This is a genomic window from Saccharicrinis carchari (assembly GCF_900182605.1).
GTDB lineage: Bacteria > Bacteroidota > Bacteroidia > Bacteroidales > Marinilabiliaceae > Saccharicrinis > Saccharicrinis carchari.
Window position 1 is genome coordinate 62026 of record NZ_FXTB01000010.1, and the last position, 15366, is coordinate 77391.

General features: G+C 40.5%; 13 protein-coding genes. 8 read left to right on the forward strand and 5 right to left on the reverse strand.

The window, feature by feature from the left end:
- On the reverse strand, nucleotides 1–429 hold the full coding sequence (locus FN809_RS15080; RefSeq protein ID WP_142534370.1) for a hypothetical protein: 429 nt from the start codon (nucleotides 427–429) through the stop codon (nucleotides 1–3).
- Between the two features lie 351 nt (nucleotides 430–780).
- On the opposite strand from FN809_RS15080, the gene FN809_RS15085 reads away from it, so the two are divergent.
- The gene (locus tag FN809_RS15085; RefSeq protein WP_142534371.1) at nucleotides 781–1695 is read left to right on the forward strand and encodes a T9SS type A sorting domain-containing protein; all 915 of its coding nucleotides are present in this window, start codon (nucleotides 781–783) and stop codon (nucleotides 1693–1695) included.
- Between the two features lie 44 nt (nucleotides 1696–1739).
- On the opposite strand, the gene FN809_RS15090 is transcribed toward FN809_RS15085, so the two are convergent.
- Complete coding sequence (locus FN809_RS15090; RefSeq protein WP_246095612.1) at nucleotides 1740–3416, reverse strand: RluA family pseudouridine synthase; 1677 nt, start codon at nucleotides 3414–3416, stop codon at nucleotides 1740–1742.
- 302 nt (nucleotides 3417–3718) lie between these two features.
- On the opposite strand from FN809_RS15090, the gene FN809_RS15095 reads away from it, so the two are divergent.
- The 3 genes from FN809_RS15095 (at nucleotide 3719) to FN809_RS15105 (ending at nucleotide 5994) form a co-directional block, all read left to right on the forward strand.
- Nucleotides 3719–3937, forward strand: coding sequence for a putative signal transducing protein (locus tag FN809_RS15095; protein ID WP_142534373.1), 219 nt, complete (start codon nucleotides 3719–3721; stop codon nucleotides 3935–3937).
- 7 nt (nucleotides 3938–3944) lie between these two features.
- Nucleotides 3945–4331, forward strand: a complete 387-nt coding sequence (locus FN809_RS15100; protein WP_142534374.1) for a DUF423 domain-containing protein — start codon at nucleotides 3945–3947, stop codon at nucleotides 4329–4331.
- Nucleotides 4332–4485: 154 nt separating this feature from the next.
- Nucleotides 4486–5994: an IMP dehydrogenase gene (locus FN809_RS15105; RefSeq protein WP_142534375.1), complete on the forward strand. Its 1509-nt coding sequence runs from the start codon at nucleotides 4486–4488 to the stop codon at nucleotides 5992–5994.
- Nucleotides 5995–6046: 52 nt separating this feature from the next.
- On the opposite strand, the gene FN809_RS15110 is transcribed toward FN809_RS15105, so the two are convergent.
- Nucleotides 6047–6853 carry an SDR family NAD(P)-dependent oxidoreductase gene (locus FN809_RS15110; RefSeq protein ID WP_142534376.1) on the reverse strand — a complete coding sequence of 269 codons (807 nt, stop codon included), beginning with the start codon at nucleotides 6851–6853 and terminating at the stop codon, nucleotides 6047–6049.
- 424 nt (nucleotides 6854–7277) lie between these two features.
- Here FN809_RS15110 and FN809_RS15115 point away from each other — a divergent pair, with 424 nt between their 5' ends.
- Complete coding sequence (locus FN809_RS15115) at nucleotides 7278–8588, forward strand: carboxypeptidase-like regulatory domain-containing protein (protein ID WP_142534377.1); 1311 nt, start codon at nucleotides 7278–7280, stop codon at nucleotides 8586–8588.
- Nucleotides 8589–8802: 214 nt separating this feature from the next.
- On the forward strand, nucleotides 8803–9954 hold the full coding sequence (locus FN809_RS15120) for a THUMP domain-containing class I SAM-dependent RNA methyltransferase (protein ID WP_221929452.1): 1152 nt from the start codon (nucleotides 8803–8805) through the stop codon (nucleotides 9952–9954).
- Nucleotides 9955–10076: 122 nt separating this feature from the next.
- Here FN809_RS15120 and serB read toward each other — a convergent pair whose 3' ends face one another.
- Together serB and FN809_RS15130 are read right to left on the reverse strand one after the other, a co-directional pair.
- Nucleotides 10077–11300 (reverse strand): phosphoserine phosphatase SerB, encoded by a 1224-nt coding sequence (serB, locus tag FN809_RS15125; protein ID WP_142534379.1) that lies wholly within the window; start codon nucleotides 11298–11300, stop codon nucleotides 10077–10079.
- A 151-nt stretch (nucleotides 11301–11451) separates the two neighbouring features.
- Complete coding sequence (locus tag FN809_RS15130) at nucleotides 11452–11667, reverse strand: DUF3820 family protein (protein WP_221929453.1); 216 nt, start codon at nucleotides 11665–11667, stop codon at nucleotides 11452–11454.
- 143 nt (nucleotides 11668–11810) lie between these two features.
- Between FN809_RS15130 and FN809_RS15135 the strand changes: the two genes are divergently transcribed.
- The gene (locus FN809_RS15135; protein WP_142534380.1) at nucleotides 11811–13826 is read left to right on the forward strand and encodes a thioredoxin domain-containing protein; all 2016 of its coding nucleotides are present in this window, start codon (nucleotides 11811–11813) and stop codon (nucleotides 13824–13826) included.
- A gap of 436 nt (nucleotides 13827–14262) precedes the next feature.
- On the forward strand, nucleotides 14263–15267 hold the full coding sequence (gene pta / locus FN809_RS15140) for a phosphate acetyltransferase (RefSeq protein WP_142534381.1): 1005 nt from the start codon (nucleotides 14263–14265) through the stop codon (nucleotides 15265–15267).
- Nucleotides 15268–15366 lie beyond the last annotated feature (99 nt).

Here is a 15366-nt window from a genome sequence, read left to right on the forward strand (position 1 = left end):
TTATAGTTTCGTATTCTTGTTTTGCTTTTTACACCGTTGTAATTCCGCATTCTTTCTTATAACAGCCAAAATAATACTTATAAATATTACCAGTAACACAATTACCACAACCCAGAATATCGGAAAGGCTTTTTGTTCATCGCTCTCATCTTGTTTTTCTTCACCCTCGTGTTGTGTAATGGTACCAACAGTTATGCCGGATAATTTTTTGAGACTTACTAATTCAGGGAAAGCCGGATAGTTAGATTCTTGCCATAGTCCATAATTATTTAAATGGAACAAATTTGCAGGTTGCCTGGCTTTTAAATTACCCGACATCTGAAATGGAACAACAAGCATCACTGCTATTACACATGCCCGGAATACATACTGTAAGCCATGTATCCTAAAGGTTCTCCGCATCCTGAATCCAAGCTTAATATTTTTCATAACTCTTAGATTTATGTAAGGGTGAAATAGGGCATGAAAATATAATTAGCAATTTATAAAAATAATCTCATAAAAAAAACGTATTATTAAGCTAGCTGAAGATTAGGATTTTATGAGATTATACCATAAGATTACTAATAGTATAGTTGCTCGATCTCCTGTTTGTTAAAAACAGATATAGTTTGATGAAACGATATGGTAGGGATGTTCATAGCATGGTATTTGTATTGAAATAGCGCAATACTTACTTTTATTACTTGCCAAATTCCTTATAACGAGCCGTGTAGGTGGAAATGCTGAATGATAGGTGAGGCATGTAAATGCAATTAAATTGAATTAAACGAACTTGTTATGAAAAAAATTACCCTAATAATTGTGGTATCGCTGATGTTGATGGCTACCCCCACTGCAGGACAGTATTCAGTTAGTTATAGCATTACTTTTACAAGTATTTGGAATGCCGACGACCATAGCAGCATACCGGTAAATGCCCATTGGTCAAAGTTAGTAGGAGCTACTCATCAAACGCCCGATGCATTTTTACAATTTGGTGGTTTGGCCAGCACCGGGATTAAGAACATAGCCGAAACCGGAGATATTGTGGAGTTTAATAGCGAAGTGGACATCGCAATGGCAAATGGCGAAGCAGATCAATTTATAAATGGACCTAATTTGGGAACAGCTACCGGAGATATTTTAATCGCGAATCTGGCAGTAAACAAAGATTTTCCCTTGCTTACCTTAATATCTATGATTGCACCCAGTCCGGACTGGATAGTTGCACTGAGTGGCTTAAATCTATTAGATGCCGAAGGAGAATGGAAGAAATCGCTTCACATGGATATGTTTGCTTACGATGCAGGTACCGATAGTGGTACAGATTACACATCGGCCAATGTGGTTACCAGTCCTTTTCAGCCTGTTTCAATGATAAACGGAGCGCCCATTAATGGAAATAAAATGGGAACCTTAAGTATAATATTGGATACTTCTACCGGGTTAGATGACTTATCGGTTATTAATAAGATAAGGGTATATCCTAACCCGGTAACTAATGGAAAAATATTTATCGGTACCCCGGAGCAGCTCTCTGTTATAAAAGTCGAACTGTTTAATTCGGTAGGTTCGTTGGTTAAATCAATCGATATTAAGCAATCGCAAAACAAGATGGATATAAATGTATCTGGTATGCCTCAGGGAATATATATGCTTAAAATCACCACAAAAAAGCATGGAACTACAACGCAAAAATTGATAATTAAATAAGGCAAGGGCCGTGCACATCCCAGCTCAGTATGGAGTGCCTTGCTTTAAAAATCAGGGTTTGCCATAACTTTAATGGCCTTATCCGAAACGGGATGCCTAAACGCCAGGTATTCTGCATGTAAAAAAAGACGTGTGTTTTTGTTACCGTATAAATCATCACCTACAATGGGTGTGCCGAGACCTTGCGGATGGGCTGCATGAACCCGCAATTGGTGCGTACGGCCGGTGATAGGGAAAAAATGGATCTTGGTTTTGCCCTCGATGTGCCCAATTACCTTGAATTTAGTTTTAGCTGCCTTGCCATGTTGGTAGCAAACCAGCTGGCGGGGGCGATCCTGTAAATCCACACGTAGAGGTAAGTCTATGAATCCTTCGTCCCTTGCTATTATACCATCCAGAAGAGCCACATATCGTTTTTGCACAGTTCTTTCTAAAAATTGTTGCTGCAAATTTTTGTGTATGTCCTTGTCCTTGGCCATAAGAATAAGTCCCGATGTGGACATATCCAAGCGGTGCACCAGTAGAGGTCCGGTAGCATGAGGGAATTTTTTCTGCATGCGTAAATACACAGAATCTTCAGTTGCTTTCCCCGGAACAGATAAAAACCCGGCAGGTTTGTTTATAACCGCAATGTATTCATCTTCAAAAATAATCTTCAAATCATCATCCTTGGCAGTGGGTGATTTTATGGGGTTTTCGTCCATAGTTATGCCGGCAAGCATATGGCCAAGGATGGGTTCGCACTTGCCGCGGCATGATGGATAAAAGTTTTTGTGGCGTCTTATCTCCGACCTGGGCGATTGCCCCCACCAAAACTCGGCCAGCGCCAGGGGCTTAAGTTGGTTTGTAAAAGCAAATTGTAACAACTTGGGAGCTGCACAATCGCCGGCACCCGCCGGGGGAACTTTTTGTGTTGTACGCGCAAATATTTCGCCTACGCCGATGGTTTCGCCCTTTTTATTTAAAAATTGATACTGGTCGAAAAGCTTTTGCTGCAAGGCTGCCGATCTTACTTTGCGCTCTTCTTTGAGTACCTTTATTTTTTCATTAAAGCCGTCAAGTTTCTTTTGGTTGTGATTAAGCTTTTCGTTCCAATGTTTACGCAGCACCTTGTAATCGAATTGTTGCTTTAGGCTTTCCTGTTTTAGTTTTTCAGCCAGTAGGTCAAAATCGCTTTGCCCCATTTTATGCAGGGCTGTGTTTCGGCGTTGTTTACGTTCGTTTTTAGCGGTTTTCATAAGCTGTCGGTATGCTTTGAGTTCCTTTTCGCATTGCGATTTATCCCTGATGCATTTTTGTTTCCAGATCAAGAAATCTGTTTCGTTTTCCAGTGCTTCGATTTGCTGGTTGATGCAGCTTATGCGGTCTTCTTCTTTTCTGAAAAAACCATCCTTTTTCAGTAAATCATATATCGGAGGAACAAAACCCGGAAGGTGGTTTGTGTCTGCCAGCTTACCACTAAAGGCCGAAAGGAAACCCAACTCGCCATTTTGTTTCTGAACCACAAGCACACCGAACATTTTACCAATATTGGTGCCTTCCACATAATGGTCTAAACCAAAATCGTGCTGCCAATCTGTTTGCGTTAACAGATGATGTTGAAGCTGATTAGCCGCCAAAACACAAAGCGGATGAGGCTCGTAATAAAATGGGTAGGTAAACTTCTGAGGCAATTCTATATGCGCAGTATTTTCCGTGAAATACGTAAAGCAATTTGCCATGGATTGATAAGCATGCATAAAACGTTATTGCTAAAACAAAGCCAAAAGTACAAAGCTTTTGTATATTTCGTAAAATTGGTATAACTTAATTTGCAATTCATTGTTATGCGTAAAAGGAAACAGAGCGGAATTTGAATAATTATATAATTTCACTTTAACGCTTTAAAATATGAAACGAACCCCCAAAAAGTCGGGACAGGCTAATGGTAGTATCCTCTCACGCAAGGGAGGCACTATAGATAAGTTCTCCCGATACATTGGAGCCTATTCTAAATCAGTAATTATAATAAGATCGTTAGTATATGAAAAAGTTAGTTTATGGCCATATTGTGGATATTGAAATTTATAAGGATTTACTTTTCAAGGCAGGTGTTGAATGCTTAGTGAAAAATGAATTTGAACAAGCGTCGCGGGCTGGTTTTGGTGCCGGATTACCAGGTAATGCCGACTTGTATGTGGATGAATCAGATTTTGAGAAGGCCAGAGAGATTGTAAATGCATATAAAGAAACCAACCAATAGTATCTTAATGAAGAAAATAGTTTTGTTGGTGGGAGCCTGCTATGGATTGTTGTCCGTTGTATTGGGTGCTTTTGGTGCACACGCCCTAAAAAAAATATTGAGTGCGCAAGCCTTACAGAGTTTCGAAACAGGGGTTAAATATCAGATGTACCACGCCTTGGTGTTGTTGCTCATCGGTTTTTATTTTTCGTTTTCGTCAAAAATAGAAAGTTACATGGCATGGGCATTTATACTGGGTACTTTTTTGTTTTCGGTAAGTATTTACTTTTTGGCCTTAGGTACAACCCGCGATTGGACACTTGGTTGGCTGGGGCCGATAACACCTTTAGGTGGTTTATTCTTAATTATAGCCTGGGTACTGCTCATAGTAAATATTTATAACGGTATGAAATAATGAGTGTAGCGTGGTTTTATATTTTTTATGCTGCAAGCTTTAGCTTTTAATTCCTGACATAGTTTTTTTGTGCAAGGTCAATTTTATCCATCTTATTGCTTTAACCAATACAGTTTTTTTATGTATCTTTGCACAATTTTTTATTTGAACAGCTATGGCAATTATCATCAACGAAGTTTCAAGAACCTTTAACGAATACCTGATTATACCGGGTTTAACCACCAAGCAGCATACGCCCGACATTGTTGATATGAAGGCACCGTTAGTGCGCTTTAAAAAAGGCGAAGAATCAGCAATCACCTTAAATATACCCTTTGTATCTTCTATCATGCAGTCGGTTTCCGATAGCGGTATGGCCAAAGCATTGGCCAAAGAAGGAGGAATTTCCTTTATTTACGGCTCGCAATCCATCGAGGATCAGTGTAGAATGGTGCGTGAGGTGAAAAATTACAAAGCGGGCTTCGTGGAGAGCAGAGCTAACATAACGCCCGAATCAACCCTCAAAGATGTAATTGCCCTAAAACAAAAAACAGGATTTTCAACGATTGGTGTAACGGAGGACGGAAGCCCAACAGGTGTTTTTTGCGGACTGATTACCGGACGCGATTACAGAGAAAACAGGGATAGTCCGGATAAAAAGGTCAAAGATTTTATGACACCTATTGATGATCTTATCTATGCCAAAAATGGAATCACCCTTACCGAAGCCAATGATATTGTTTGGGACCATAAATTAAATACACTACCCATACTCGATGAGGATAAACGATTGGCCTACTTTGTTTTCCGTAAGGATTATGATAGTCATAAATTAAACCCCAATGAACTTTCGGATGCCCATAAGCGACTGATAGTAGGTGCAGGAATTAATTCAAGGGATTATGCCGAGAGAGTACCTGCGCTGGTGGAGGCCGGGGTGGATGTGCTTTGTATCGATTCGTCGGACGGTTATTCTGAGTGGCAGAAAGAAACTATAGAGTATATAAAAAATAACATCGGTAAAAATGTGCTGGTAGGTGCCGGTAATGTGGTAGATAAAGAAGGTTTTTTGTATTTGGTAAAAGCAGGGGCCGACTTTGTAAAAGTAGGTGTAGGCGGCGGTTCCATTTGTATTACCCGCGAGCAAAAAGGTATTGGCAGAGGACAGGCCACCGCACTTATTGAAGTGGCCGGAGCTCGTAATGAATACTTTAAGTCTACAGGAGAGTATATTCCCATATGTTCCGATGGAGGTATCGTTCAGGATTATCATATGACACTGGCCTTGGCAATGGGTGCCGACTTTTTGATGATGGGGCGCTATTTTGCTCGTTTCGACGAAAGCCCTACACGTAAACTCCTGGTTGGTGGTAACTACGTTAAGGAATATTGGGGCGAAGGCTCAAACAGGGCCCGTAACTGGCAACGTTACGACATGGGTGACAATAACAATAATAACAACAGCCTTAAGTTTGAAGAAGGCGTGGATAGTTACGTACCGTATGCCGGCAAGTTAAAAGATAACTTGGAAATAACCCTCGGAAAAATTAAATCCACAATGTGCAGTTGCGGGGTCAGCTCCTTAAAACAGTTGCAGTCTGATGCCAAACTCACCCTGGTATCTTCCACAAGTATTATCGAAGGAGGAGCCCACGATGTTATTGTAAAAGATGCGAAGAACTAAAAATAGCGATGTGCCCGGCGTTTAATTAGCGTGAACCAATTACTATTTGTATCTATTTTTTGCTGTGTAAAAACATATCCGAATTATGGGCAGCCAGCTTGTAGTAAATAGAATTAGGAATCACCTTCGAAAATAAATATATAATTCGATTGAGTAATCCCGGTATACAAATAACTTTTGACTTACGCAGCGCCTTAAGGCTTTTGTTCACAACCTGTTGGGGCGATTTCCATAATAATTTCAGTTGCAAGTAATTGCCTGAATGCACTATGCCCTGTCGGCTGTGGAATTCGGTATGGGTAAAACCGGGACAAAGTGCCTGAACTTTTATGTTATGCGATTTTAAATCGATATGCATACATTCTGAAAATGTAACCATAAAGGCTTTGGTGGAGCAGTAGAAATAGCTGTTTGGTGCCGGGAAAAAGGCCGATAGGGAAGCGACATTGATAATGGCACCTTTACCGCGTTTTATCATCTTGGGGACTGCATGATGCACAATGCGTGTGCATGCCGTAATATGTACATCGAGCATTTGCTGCTGAATGCTGTATTTACTTTTAAAGTAATCACCAGAAGAACCAAATCCGGCATTGTTAATCAGCAATTCTATGCCGGGGCTGTGGTCGATAACGCTTAAAAGATGTTCCAAATCTTCATTTACCGAAAGATCAGCAACTAATATCTGTATATTCACCTTATGGTGTAATTGTATCTCCTGTTTTAGCTTTGTCAGTCTTTCGTTTCTACGACCTACTACTATTAAACCCCACCCTTCTTTGGCAAGCGTTTTGGCATATACAGTGCCAATGCCACTTGAAGCACCGGTAATTAAGGCAGTTCTGTTTGTATTTATCATGTTAGCTTCCAGATTGTTTGTTTGGGAAAAGTTATTGTAACGAATCGTATTTTTATGTAAATATAAGGATGAACTTTGATATTCCTAACAAGCTCAGGCTAAAATCAAAAAGGTTTTTAGCAAGAATGCCTTAATGGTTACAAGTCGTAAAAGTTCAGGTTTATCAGTGCCTGTAAATAATGGCCGCAGTTTTGCTTAAAATACACATCTCGTCCGAAGTAAAGCGCTGATTATCAGCTTTTGCAGGGTGGGTGACTTTCGCCTTACTACCTGTTCGTTTATAATGAAATAAATTTCTAAAAGTTTAGCATTGATAAAACAATTCAGTTGCAGAAACCTTACATTTTTACTCCTATGGATAAGGGTAAATGTTTGCTTATATTGTCCTTAATCAGAAACAGTAATCTCATTAAATTCAAGAGTCATGAGAAAGTCCAATATTTATCTCCACATGAAGATGCTTGCACTTTTTGTTATTGTGCTGAGTATCGTTCCAAACTTTGTTAATGCTACCCCGCTTTCGCTGTACAGCGAAGACGATATGCCGGATACCCTGAACACCGTGCAGTATCGCGGAAGAATAACCGATAGTCAATCGAACGAAGCCTTGGTGTTTGCAACGGTATCAATAGTGGGAACCAATATTGCCACTGTATCCAATTCCGAAGGTTACTTTTTGCTCAAAGCGCCAAAGGATTTACCGGTTACTACCCCAATTCATTTTTCTTATTTAGGGTATCGGGAAAAAACAGTACCCCTGGCACAATTGCAATCGGACAAAAATAAGATTAAGCTCGATCTACTTTCCATATCCCTGTCGGAAGTAAATGTGGCTCCTAAGGATGCACACCAAATTATCAGGGAGGTAATCAGCCGAAAGCACGACAACTATATGCAGGAACCCATGCGCATGACCACCTTTTATAGGGAAACCATAAAACGGAGACGTAGCTACGTTTCTTTGGCAGAAGCAGTTATTGACGTGCACAAGCAACCCTATTCCAGTTATCGTTTAGATGGTTTAAAACTTTATAAAGCGCGTAAAGATGCCGATTACAGCAAGATGGATACCATTACCTTTAAATTGCAAGGTGGGCCTTACTCCACCCTAATGCTCGATATAATGAAGGATCCGTACAGTATTTTGACCGTGGAAGAGATGGATTATTATGATTTTTCTTTGGACAATATAACTATGGTGAATGAAAAAATAATCTACGTGATCTACTTTAAGCAAAAACCGTATATTAACGATCCCTTGTTTTATGGTAAGTTGTATATTGATGTGGAAACCATGGCCATAACAAGTGCCAACTACAGTATCAATATAGAAGATAAAAATAAAGCTTCGGCCATGTTTATCAAGCGTAAACCTGCGGGGGCGAAAGTATATCCCACCGAAGCCAGCTATTTGGTGAACTATAGGAAACAAGGCGATAAATATTTTTACAGTTACTCGAGGGGCGTAATAACGTTTAAAATAAATTGGAGGAAAAGACTGTTTAACACTTCTTATACTTCCACCATCGAAATGGCCGTAACCGATTGGCAAAAAGCTAAAGAACGTCCATTTAAAGCAAGTGAAAGGATTAAGCATAACATTGTTTTACAAGATAAAGTTCAGGGTTTTGAAGATCCACAATTTTGGGGCGATTACAATGTTATTGAACCCGAGTCGTCAATTGAATCTGTCATTAAAAAGATAAAAAAACGATTGGAAAAAAACCGGAGGTAGGTCGATATAACATCAGTGGTAAGATGCCCTTCTCTACTATTCTGGCAAAATAGTAGAGAAAGGCACTAAGTTTTTGCAAGTATAAGCCATTTTACTTTTATTGTTTGAGGAAAAAAATAAAGTAGATTTTTGCAAAATAAGAGGTATTATTTACCTTCGCAACCAAAATGGTACCAAACGATGGTGCCGCATATCTAAATAAATACTTACTATATTGAAACTGATTGCAAAAACATTCCACGGTCTCGAAGATGTCCTGGCCGGGGAGTTGAAAGAAATTGGAGCTCAGCAAATAAAAACGGTAAACAGAGCCGTAGAGTTTGAAGGTGATCAAGAATTATTGTACAAAGCCAACCTACTATTACGTACGGCAATCAGAATATTAATCCCCATACATCATTTTACAGCTACAAATGATCAGGAATTGTACGATGGCGTAAAGCAGTTCGATTGGTCCGGCATCATGAATGTGGATCAAACACTGGCTATCGATCCGGTCGTGTTTTCCGAGGCTTTTACTCATTCACTTTATGTGGCCTTAAAAACCAAAGATGCGATTGTAGATCAGTTTCGTGAAAAAGAGGGAAAAAGACCATCGGTGGATGTGGAAAACCCCAACATGCGCTTGGTCATTCACCTGTCAAACGATAAAGCCACTATCTCCATGGACAGTTCCGGCGAATCGCTGCATAAAAGAGGCTACCGTGTAGGTATGCACAAAGCCCCGTTAAACGAAGTGTTGGCTGCTGGTATGGTTATGCTTTCGGGGTGGGACAAGAAGCAGCCCCTGATAGACCCCATGTGTGGCTCCGGCACTATTTTGATGGAAGCCGTGATGTATGCACGGAACTATCCACCGGGCTTGCATAAAAAAACATTCGGATTTATGGGTTGGAACGATTACGACCCCGCACTGTGGAATAAGATAGTGGAACAAGCCAAAGAAGGCATTACCCAGCCGCGCTTGAAAATTTTTGGTAGCGATTCCGACATAAAAGCCATAGATATAGCCCGTGAATCGGCTTTGCAGTTCCGTTTAAACCGCGATATAAATTTCTCACTGTCGAGCTTTGAACGCCTCGAGCCCCATTATCCAAAGGGCATGATTATAATGAACCCCCCTTACGGTGAGCGCTTGATGAAGGATAAAGATATAATTGATTTTTATAGGATGATAGGTAATCGGCTTAAGCGTACTTTTACCGGTTACGATGCCTGGGTACTTACATCCAATAAGGAAGCCTTAAAAAATGTGGGTCTTAAACCACTTGAGAAATTAAAATTGTTTAACGGCTCCCTCGAGTGCGGTTTTCATAAATTTAACCTGTACGACGGTACCATAAAAAAAATTATAAAATTCAGGTAAGATGGGCTAATAGCTGATGGTCAACAGCCATCAGCTAATGGTCAATTGTGCTCCTTATCTCCAATAGATAAATTAGTAACTAATGGTTAAAAATCAAACATATAGTTGCTAACAGCCGGCACTTACTTATTAATTTCCCTGTCCCTAAAGCCCAACATATACAAAATGGCATCGAGCCCAATGTTAGATATGGCATTGTCGGCACCGGCTTTTACCTTAGGTTTGGCATGAAATGCAATACCCAAACCGGCCAATTGCAGCATGGGCAAATCGTTGGAACCATCGCCAATGGCAATCACCTGATCGAGATGGATATCTTCTTTAAAAGCCAGCAGTTTTAACAATTCTGCTTTGCGTTTGCCGTCAACAATGTCGCCGATATGTTTACCGGTGAGCTGGCCTTGTTTTATTTCCAATTCGTTCGAAAACACATAATCAACACCCAATTTGGCTTTTAAAAAGTTACCAAAGTAGTTGAAGCCGCCCGATAGGATAGCTGTTTTGTAACCGTATTTGTTTAAAGTTTTCATCAGCCGTTCGGCACCCTCGGTAATGGGCAGGCTTTCGGCCACCTCTTTAAGGGCACTTTCGCTGAGCCCTTTGAGCAACGATACCCGTTGAATAAAACTCTCGTTAAAATCTATTTCTCCGCACATGGCGGCTTCGGTAATCTTTTTAACCTTGTCGCCTACGCCTGCTTTTTCGGCCAGCTCGTCTATCACCTCGGTTTGTATAAGCGTAGAGTCCATATCAAAACATACTAAACGTCGGTTTCTGCGGAATATATTGTCCTCCTGAAAAGCGATATCGATACTTATTTTTCCTGCCAAATCCATAAAGTCGCTCTTCATAATCTCCACATCTATAGGCATGCCCCTAACCGAAAACTCTACCACAGCCTTGTTTTGCTTCGAGTTGGAGTTTAAATCCACCCTTCCCGACAAACGGGTGATGGTATCGATATTTAACTGTTGCGACGAAATAATACGGGTTACCTTGGCCAGATGTTCGGCCGTTATTTTACGTGCAAGCAAAGTTATGATGTAACGTTCTTTTCCTTGGTGCGAAACCCATTCGGCATAACGTTTTTCGGAGATGGGCGTAAACTTTATTTTTACACCTATTTCGTACGACTTAAAAAGCAAGTCTTTTAAAATAGGAGCCGACTCATATGCCTGTGGTACTTCAAATAAAATACCCAAGCCCAAATCCTCATGGATAACGGCCTGACCGATATCCAGTATTTGAACATTGTAATGGGAGAGTATTTCGGCTAGCGAAGAGGTTAAACCCGGTTTGTCATTGCCGGAAATATTTAAAAGAATTATTTCTCTGTTGTTGGGCATGATGTAAAAATAAATTAGGATAGCAAATGTACTAAATGATTGTGTGGAAAGTTAATTACGCAACGATAGTATGATTTATTTCATGTTTTTTAACATTGAAGGTACAGCTGCTAAATAATAAAAAGTGTGTTATGGAAACTAAGGTTGCAACTCACATTTTTCTGATTTCGCGAAGCAGATATTCCAATCCGTTTAGTTTGATTTCGTACAAGGTGGACAAGAGCATGCCCAGCCGGCCTGCCGGAAATCCCTTTTGATGGTACCAGGCCAAGTAAAATTCCGGAATGTCGCACAATATGCTGCCTTTGTATTTGCCATAGGGCATGCGTGTTTGTACTAACTCAAGTAATATTTTTTTATCTATCATGTACGGTTACGAATGTGTGTAGGTTCCACTTATAGTGTTGTTGGCTTTGATCACCAAAGGTATTTGTTTCTTTTTAAATTGAACAATTTAAGTTAAACTTTACAAAGCATTTGTATGTTAGTGGAGTAGTAAACTTTTTATATATGAATACAAAAAACTACACGAACGCCCTTGCAAAGGAAACGAGCCCTTATTTATTGATGCATGCCCATAACCCTGTTTATTGGTATCCCTGGCGGCGCGAGGCATTGAGCATGGCAAAAGAACAAAATAAATTAATGGTGATTTCCATAGGATATGCGGCTTGCCATTGGTGTCATGTGATGGAGGAGGAGAGCTTTAGCGATAAAGAGGTGGCCGCTGTGATGAATAAGAACTTTATTTCAATTAAGATAGACCGTGAGGAACGTCCCGATCTGGATCAGCTGTTTATGGATGTGGCACATTTAACAACCGGAAAAGGAGGATGGCCTTTAAATATTATTGCCCTGCCCGACGGACGACCTATTTTTGCGGGTACTTATTTTCAAAAACGGCAGTGGACTAACCTTTTGCGCGAAATACATCTGTTGTTTAAAAAATCACCCGAAAGATTAAATCAACTCGCCCTGGAAATAAAGCAAGGGATAGAGCGTATGGACTTGGTTGGTCTTGTAAAAGAATCGGTATTGTTTACGGCCGAAACGATGGATAAAATTATAGATGCGTGGAAAAGCAACTTCGACTTGGAATGGGGTGGAAACAAAGGAGCACCAAAATTTCCTATGCCGGTAGAATATAAGTTTCTGCTGTCGTATTTATTTAAAAAGTCGGATGATGATGTAGGCAGATACATCGATCTGTCGCTCACCAGAATGGCCTGGGGGGGCATTTACGACCAGGTAGGCGGTGGATTTTCGCGATATGCCGTAGATACCTATTGGAAAATACCGCATTTTGAAAAAATGCTCTACGACCAAGGCCAGCTCTTAGAGGTGTATGCCAATGCCTATCAGCTTACCCAAAACCCTTTATTTAAAAAAGTGATTGAGCAAACAGTTGATTTCGTAAACAGGGAGTTGAAATCGCCGGAGGGTGGATATTATGCTTCTTTAGATGCGGATAGCGAAGGGGTGGAAGGCAAGTATTATGTTTGGACTAAGAAGGAAGTGGAAGAACTCCTCGGGTCGGATGGTGGTTTGTTCTGCTTGTTTTTTAACATAAGCAACGAAGGCAATTGGGAGGATGGAAAAAATGTATTGTTCCAAACCATTTCCGAAGACGAGTTTTGTGAGCGCCACCAGATGGAACGGGAAAGCCTGGATAGTGTGATAAAAACCGGCAAGCAGAAGTTATTTGATGCCCGAAACCGAAGAGTACGACCTACCCTCGACGATAAAATATTAACTTCCTGGAATGCCATAATCATAAAAGGTTTGGTGCATGCATACAGAGCGACGGGAAATAAATCATATTTACAAAATGCGATCCATGCTTCATTGTTTGTAAAAGAGAAAGCGATAAAAGAGGACGGCGGTTTGTGGCGTAGCCTTAAAGGAAAAGGTAGCATTAATGCATTTTTAGATGATTATGCCCTGTTAATAGATGCATGGATTGACTTGTATCAAGTTACTTTTGACGACCAATGGTTATTGGAAGCCCATGCCTTGAGCGAATATGCTACTTGCCATTTCTTTAACGAAGATAACCAGTTGTTTTATTACACCTCGGTACTCGATGATCCCTTAATGATTCGTAAATCGGAGCTGTCCGATAATGTTATACCGGCGTCCAACTCGGTTATGGCTATCAATCATTTTCGACTTAGTAAGTATTTTTTAAATAAGGAGGGCTATCAAACTTCGCTTCAGATGCTTAAAAACGTATCGGGTAAAATAGACAGCCATGGTAAATATTATGCCAATTGGCAACGATTAAAGCTGTATTTCATACACGAAAACTACGAATTAGTTATTTCCGGTAAGGGAAAAGAAAAGGCGCGTGATGAGTTTTTGGTTGATTTTAATCCTTATGTTTTTGTTGCAGGCCAAAGTGAGCTTATTCCTGTGGCAAGAAACAAGAATTGCAAGGAGCTTACCTTTTATCTTTGCAAAAACAATTCCTGCAGTTTACCAATCCATTCAATCTTAGGATTAAAAAGAATGATGCGGCAGGAATAGGTGGTAATATTTGCAGGTGGCTAAATGGATTCTGCAAATCATGTACAATGTGTATGCTAAGTAAATAGTAATTACAAGCTACTATGCCGTTTGGCAGCTTGTAAAATTTTCATTGCTAAAATTCAAACCTGTTTTTTCTTTAATCCGATAATTTCCCTTTACTTTGTAAACTCTTACTTCATAAGCTTTGGCAAGCATGTTTTTTCTGCGTAAATTATTCCTCTTGAATGTAATCGGATTGTCTGCAATCTGCTACCGGATTGTAAAAGATACCGAAGGTGGAAATAATTCGTTAAGTATTAGGGTTAAAAATAAATTACCGGCGCATTAAACCATACTTATACACGCGATAGGGCTTTGTGTGATAAAAAGCATGGTGTTTAATTGTGTTATTAACTAATTTTGCAATGATTAATTTTATATATAAGCAATCCAAATGGAATTTATAAACAAACTAAAAGCCAAGGCTCGGGTGGATATAAAGCGTATCGTATTACCTGAAGGTCTGGAAGAGAGAACACTAAAAGCTGCCGATACTATTCTTGCTGAAGGATTTGCTCAGATTATTTTAATAGGCGAACCCGGAGCAATTGCCAGAAAAGCAAAACGACTTGAACTAAGCCATATTAATAAGGCTACAATTGTTGACCCCGCGCATCACGACAAAAAAGAGACGTATATCAGTTTGCTGTTGCAACTACGCAAAAGCAAAGGACTTACCCGTGAGCAGGCTCAGGAGTTGGTGCTCAATCCCTTGTATCTTTCCACTTTAATGATAAAAAATGGAGATGCCGATGGCGAGGTCGCCGGAGCCCAGAATTCAACGGGCGATGTGCTGCGTCCCGCATTTCAAATTGTAAAAACTTTACCGGGCATAAGCGTTGTGTCGGGCGCTTTTATTATGATATTACCCAACAATGAGTTTGGTGATAATGGAATGCTGGTATTTGCCGACTGTGCTGTACACCCCAATCCTACGGCGGCCGAATTGGCCGAAATAGCCGTGGTAACCGGAAAAACAACACAGTCTATTGCAGGTATCGAACCCCGTGTGGCCATGCTCAGCTTCTCCACCAAAGGAAGCGCCAGGCACGAAATGGTTGACAAAGTGGTAGAAGCCACCCGTTTGGCTAAAGAGTTGGATCCAACTTTAAAGATAGATGGCGAGCTACAGGCCGATGCAGCCATTGTGGAAGCCATTGGTGCACAAAAGGCACCCGGAAGTTCCATTGCCGGAAAAGCCAATGTACTGGTGTTTCCCACTTTAGAAACGGGCAATATTTCGTATAAACTGGTTCAGCGAATGGCGCATGCCGAAGCCATTGGCCCCGTTTTACAAGGTATGGCGGCACCTATCAACGATTTGTCCAGAGGTTGTTCCGTGAGTGATATTGTTAATCTGGTAGCCATTACGGCCAATCAAGCCGCGGGTAAGGTATAGAAATAACTTGTTGCTCTTATCAACAGGCAGAGATGCCGTAGGGCAATTAAATTACATGTAGCTAAAGGTTTACATTGATTTGACTGCGAAAGCAAAGTT

Coding starts and splice junctions, on each gene's coding strand:
- FN809_RS15080 (WP_142534370.1), bottom strand. CDS start 429: ATGAAAAATATTAAGCTTGGATTCAGGATGCGGAGAACCTTTAGGATA.
- FN809_RS15085 (WP_142534371.1), top strand. CDS start 781: ATGAAAAAAATTACCCTAATAATTGTGGTATCGCTGATGTTGATGGCT.
- FN809_RS15090 (WP_246095612.1), bottom strand. CDS start 3,416: ATGGCAAATTGCTTTACGTATTTCACGGAAAATACTGCGCATATAGAA.
- FN809_RS15095 (WP_142534373.1), top strand. CDS start 3,719: ATGAAAAAGTTAGTTTATGGCCATATTGTGGATATTGAAATTTATAAG.
- FN809_RS15100 (WP_142534374.1), top strand. CDS start 3,945: ATGAAGAAAATAGTTTTGTTGGTGGGAGCCTGCTATGGATTGTTGTCC.
- FN809_RS15105 (WP_142534375.1), top strand. CDS start 4,486: ATGGCAATTATCATCAACGAAGTTTCAAGAACCTTTAACGAATACCTG.
- FN809_RS15110 (WP_142534376.1), bottom strand. CDS start 6,853: ATGATAAATACAAACAGAACTGCCTTAATTACCGGTGCTTCAAGTGGC.
- FN809_RS15115 (WP_142534377.1), top strand. CDS start 7,278: ATGAGAAAGTCCAATATTTATCTCCACATGAAGATGCTTGCACTTTTT.
- serB (WP_142534379.1), bottom strand. CDS start 11,300: ATGCCCAACAACAGAGAAATAATTCTTTTAAATATTTCCGGCAATGAC.
- FN809_RS15130 (WP_221929453.1), bottom strand. CDS start 11,667: ATGATAGATAAAAAAATATTACTTGAGTTAGTACAAACACGCATGCCC.
- FN809_RS15135 (WP_142534380.1), top strand. CDS start 11,811: ATGAATACAAAAAACTACACGAACGCCCTTGCAAAGGAAACGAGCCCT.
- pta (WP_142534381.1), top strand. CDS start 14,263: ATGGAATTTATAAACAAACTAAAAGCCAAGGCTCGGGTGGATATAAAG.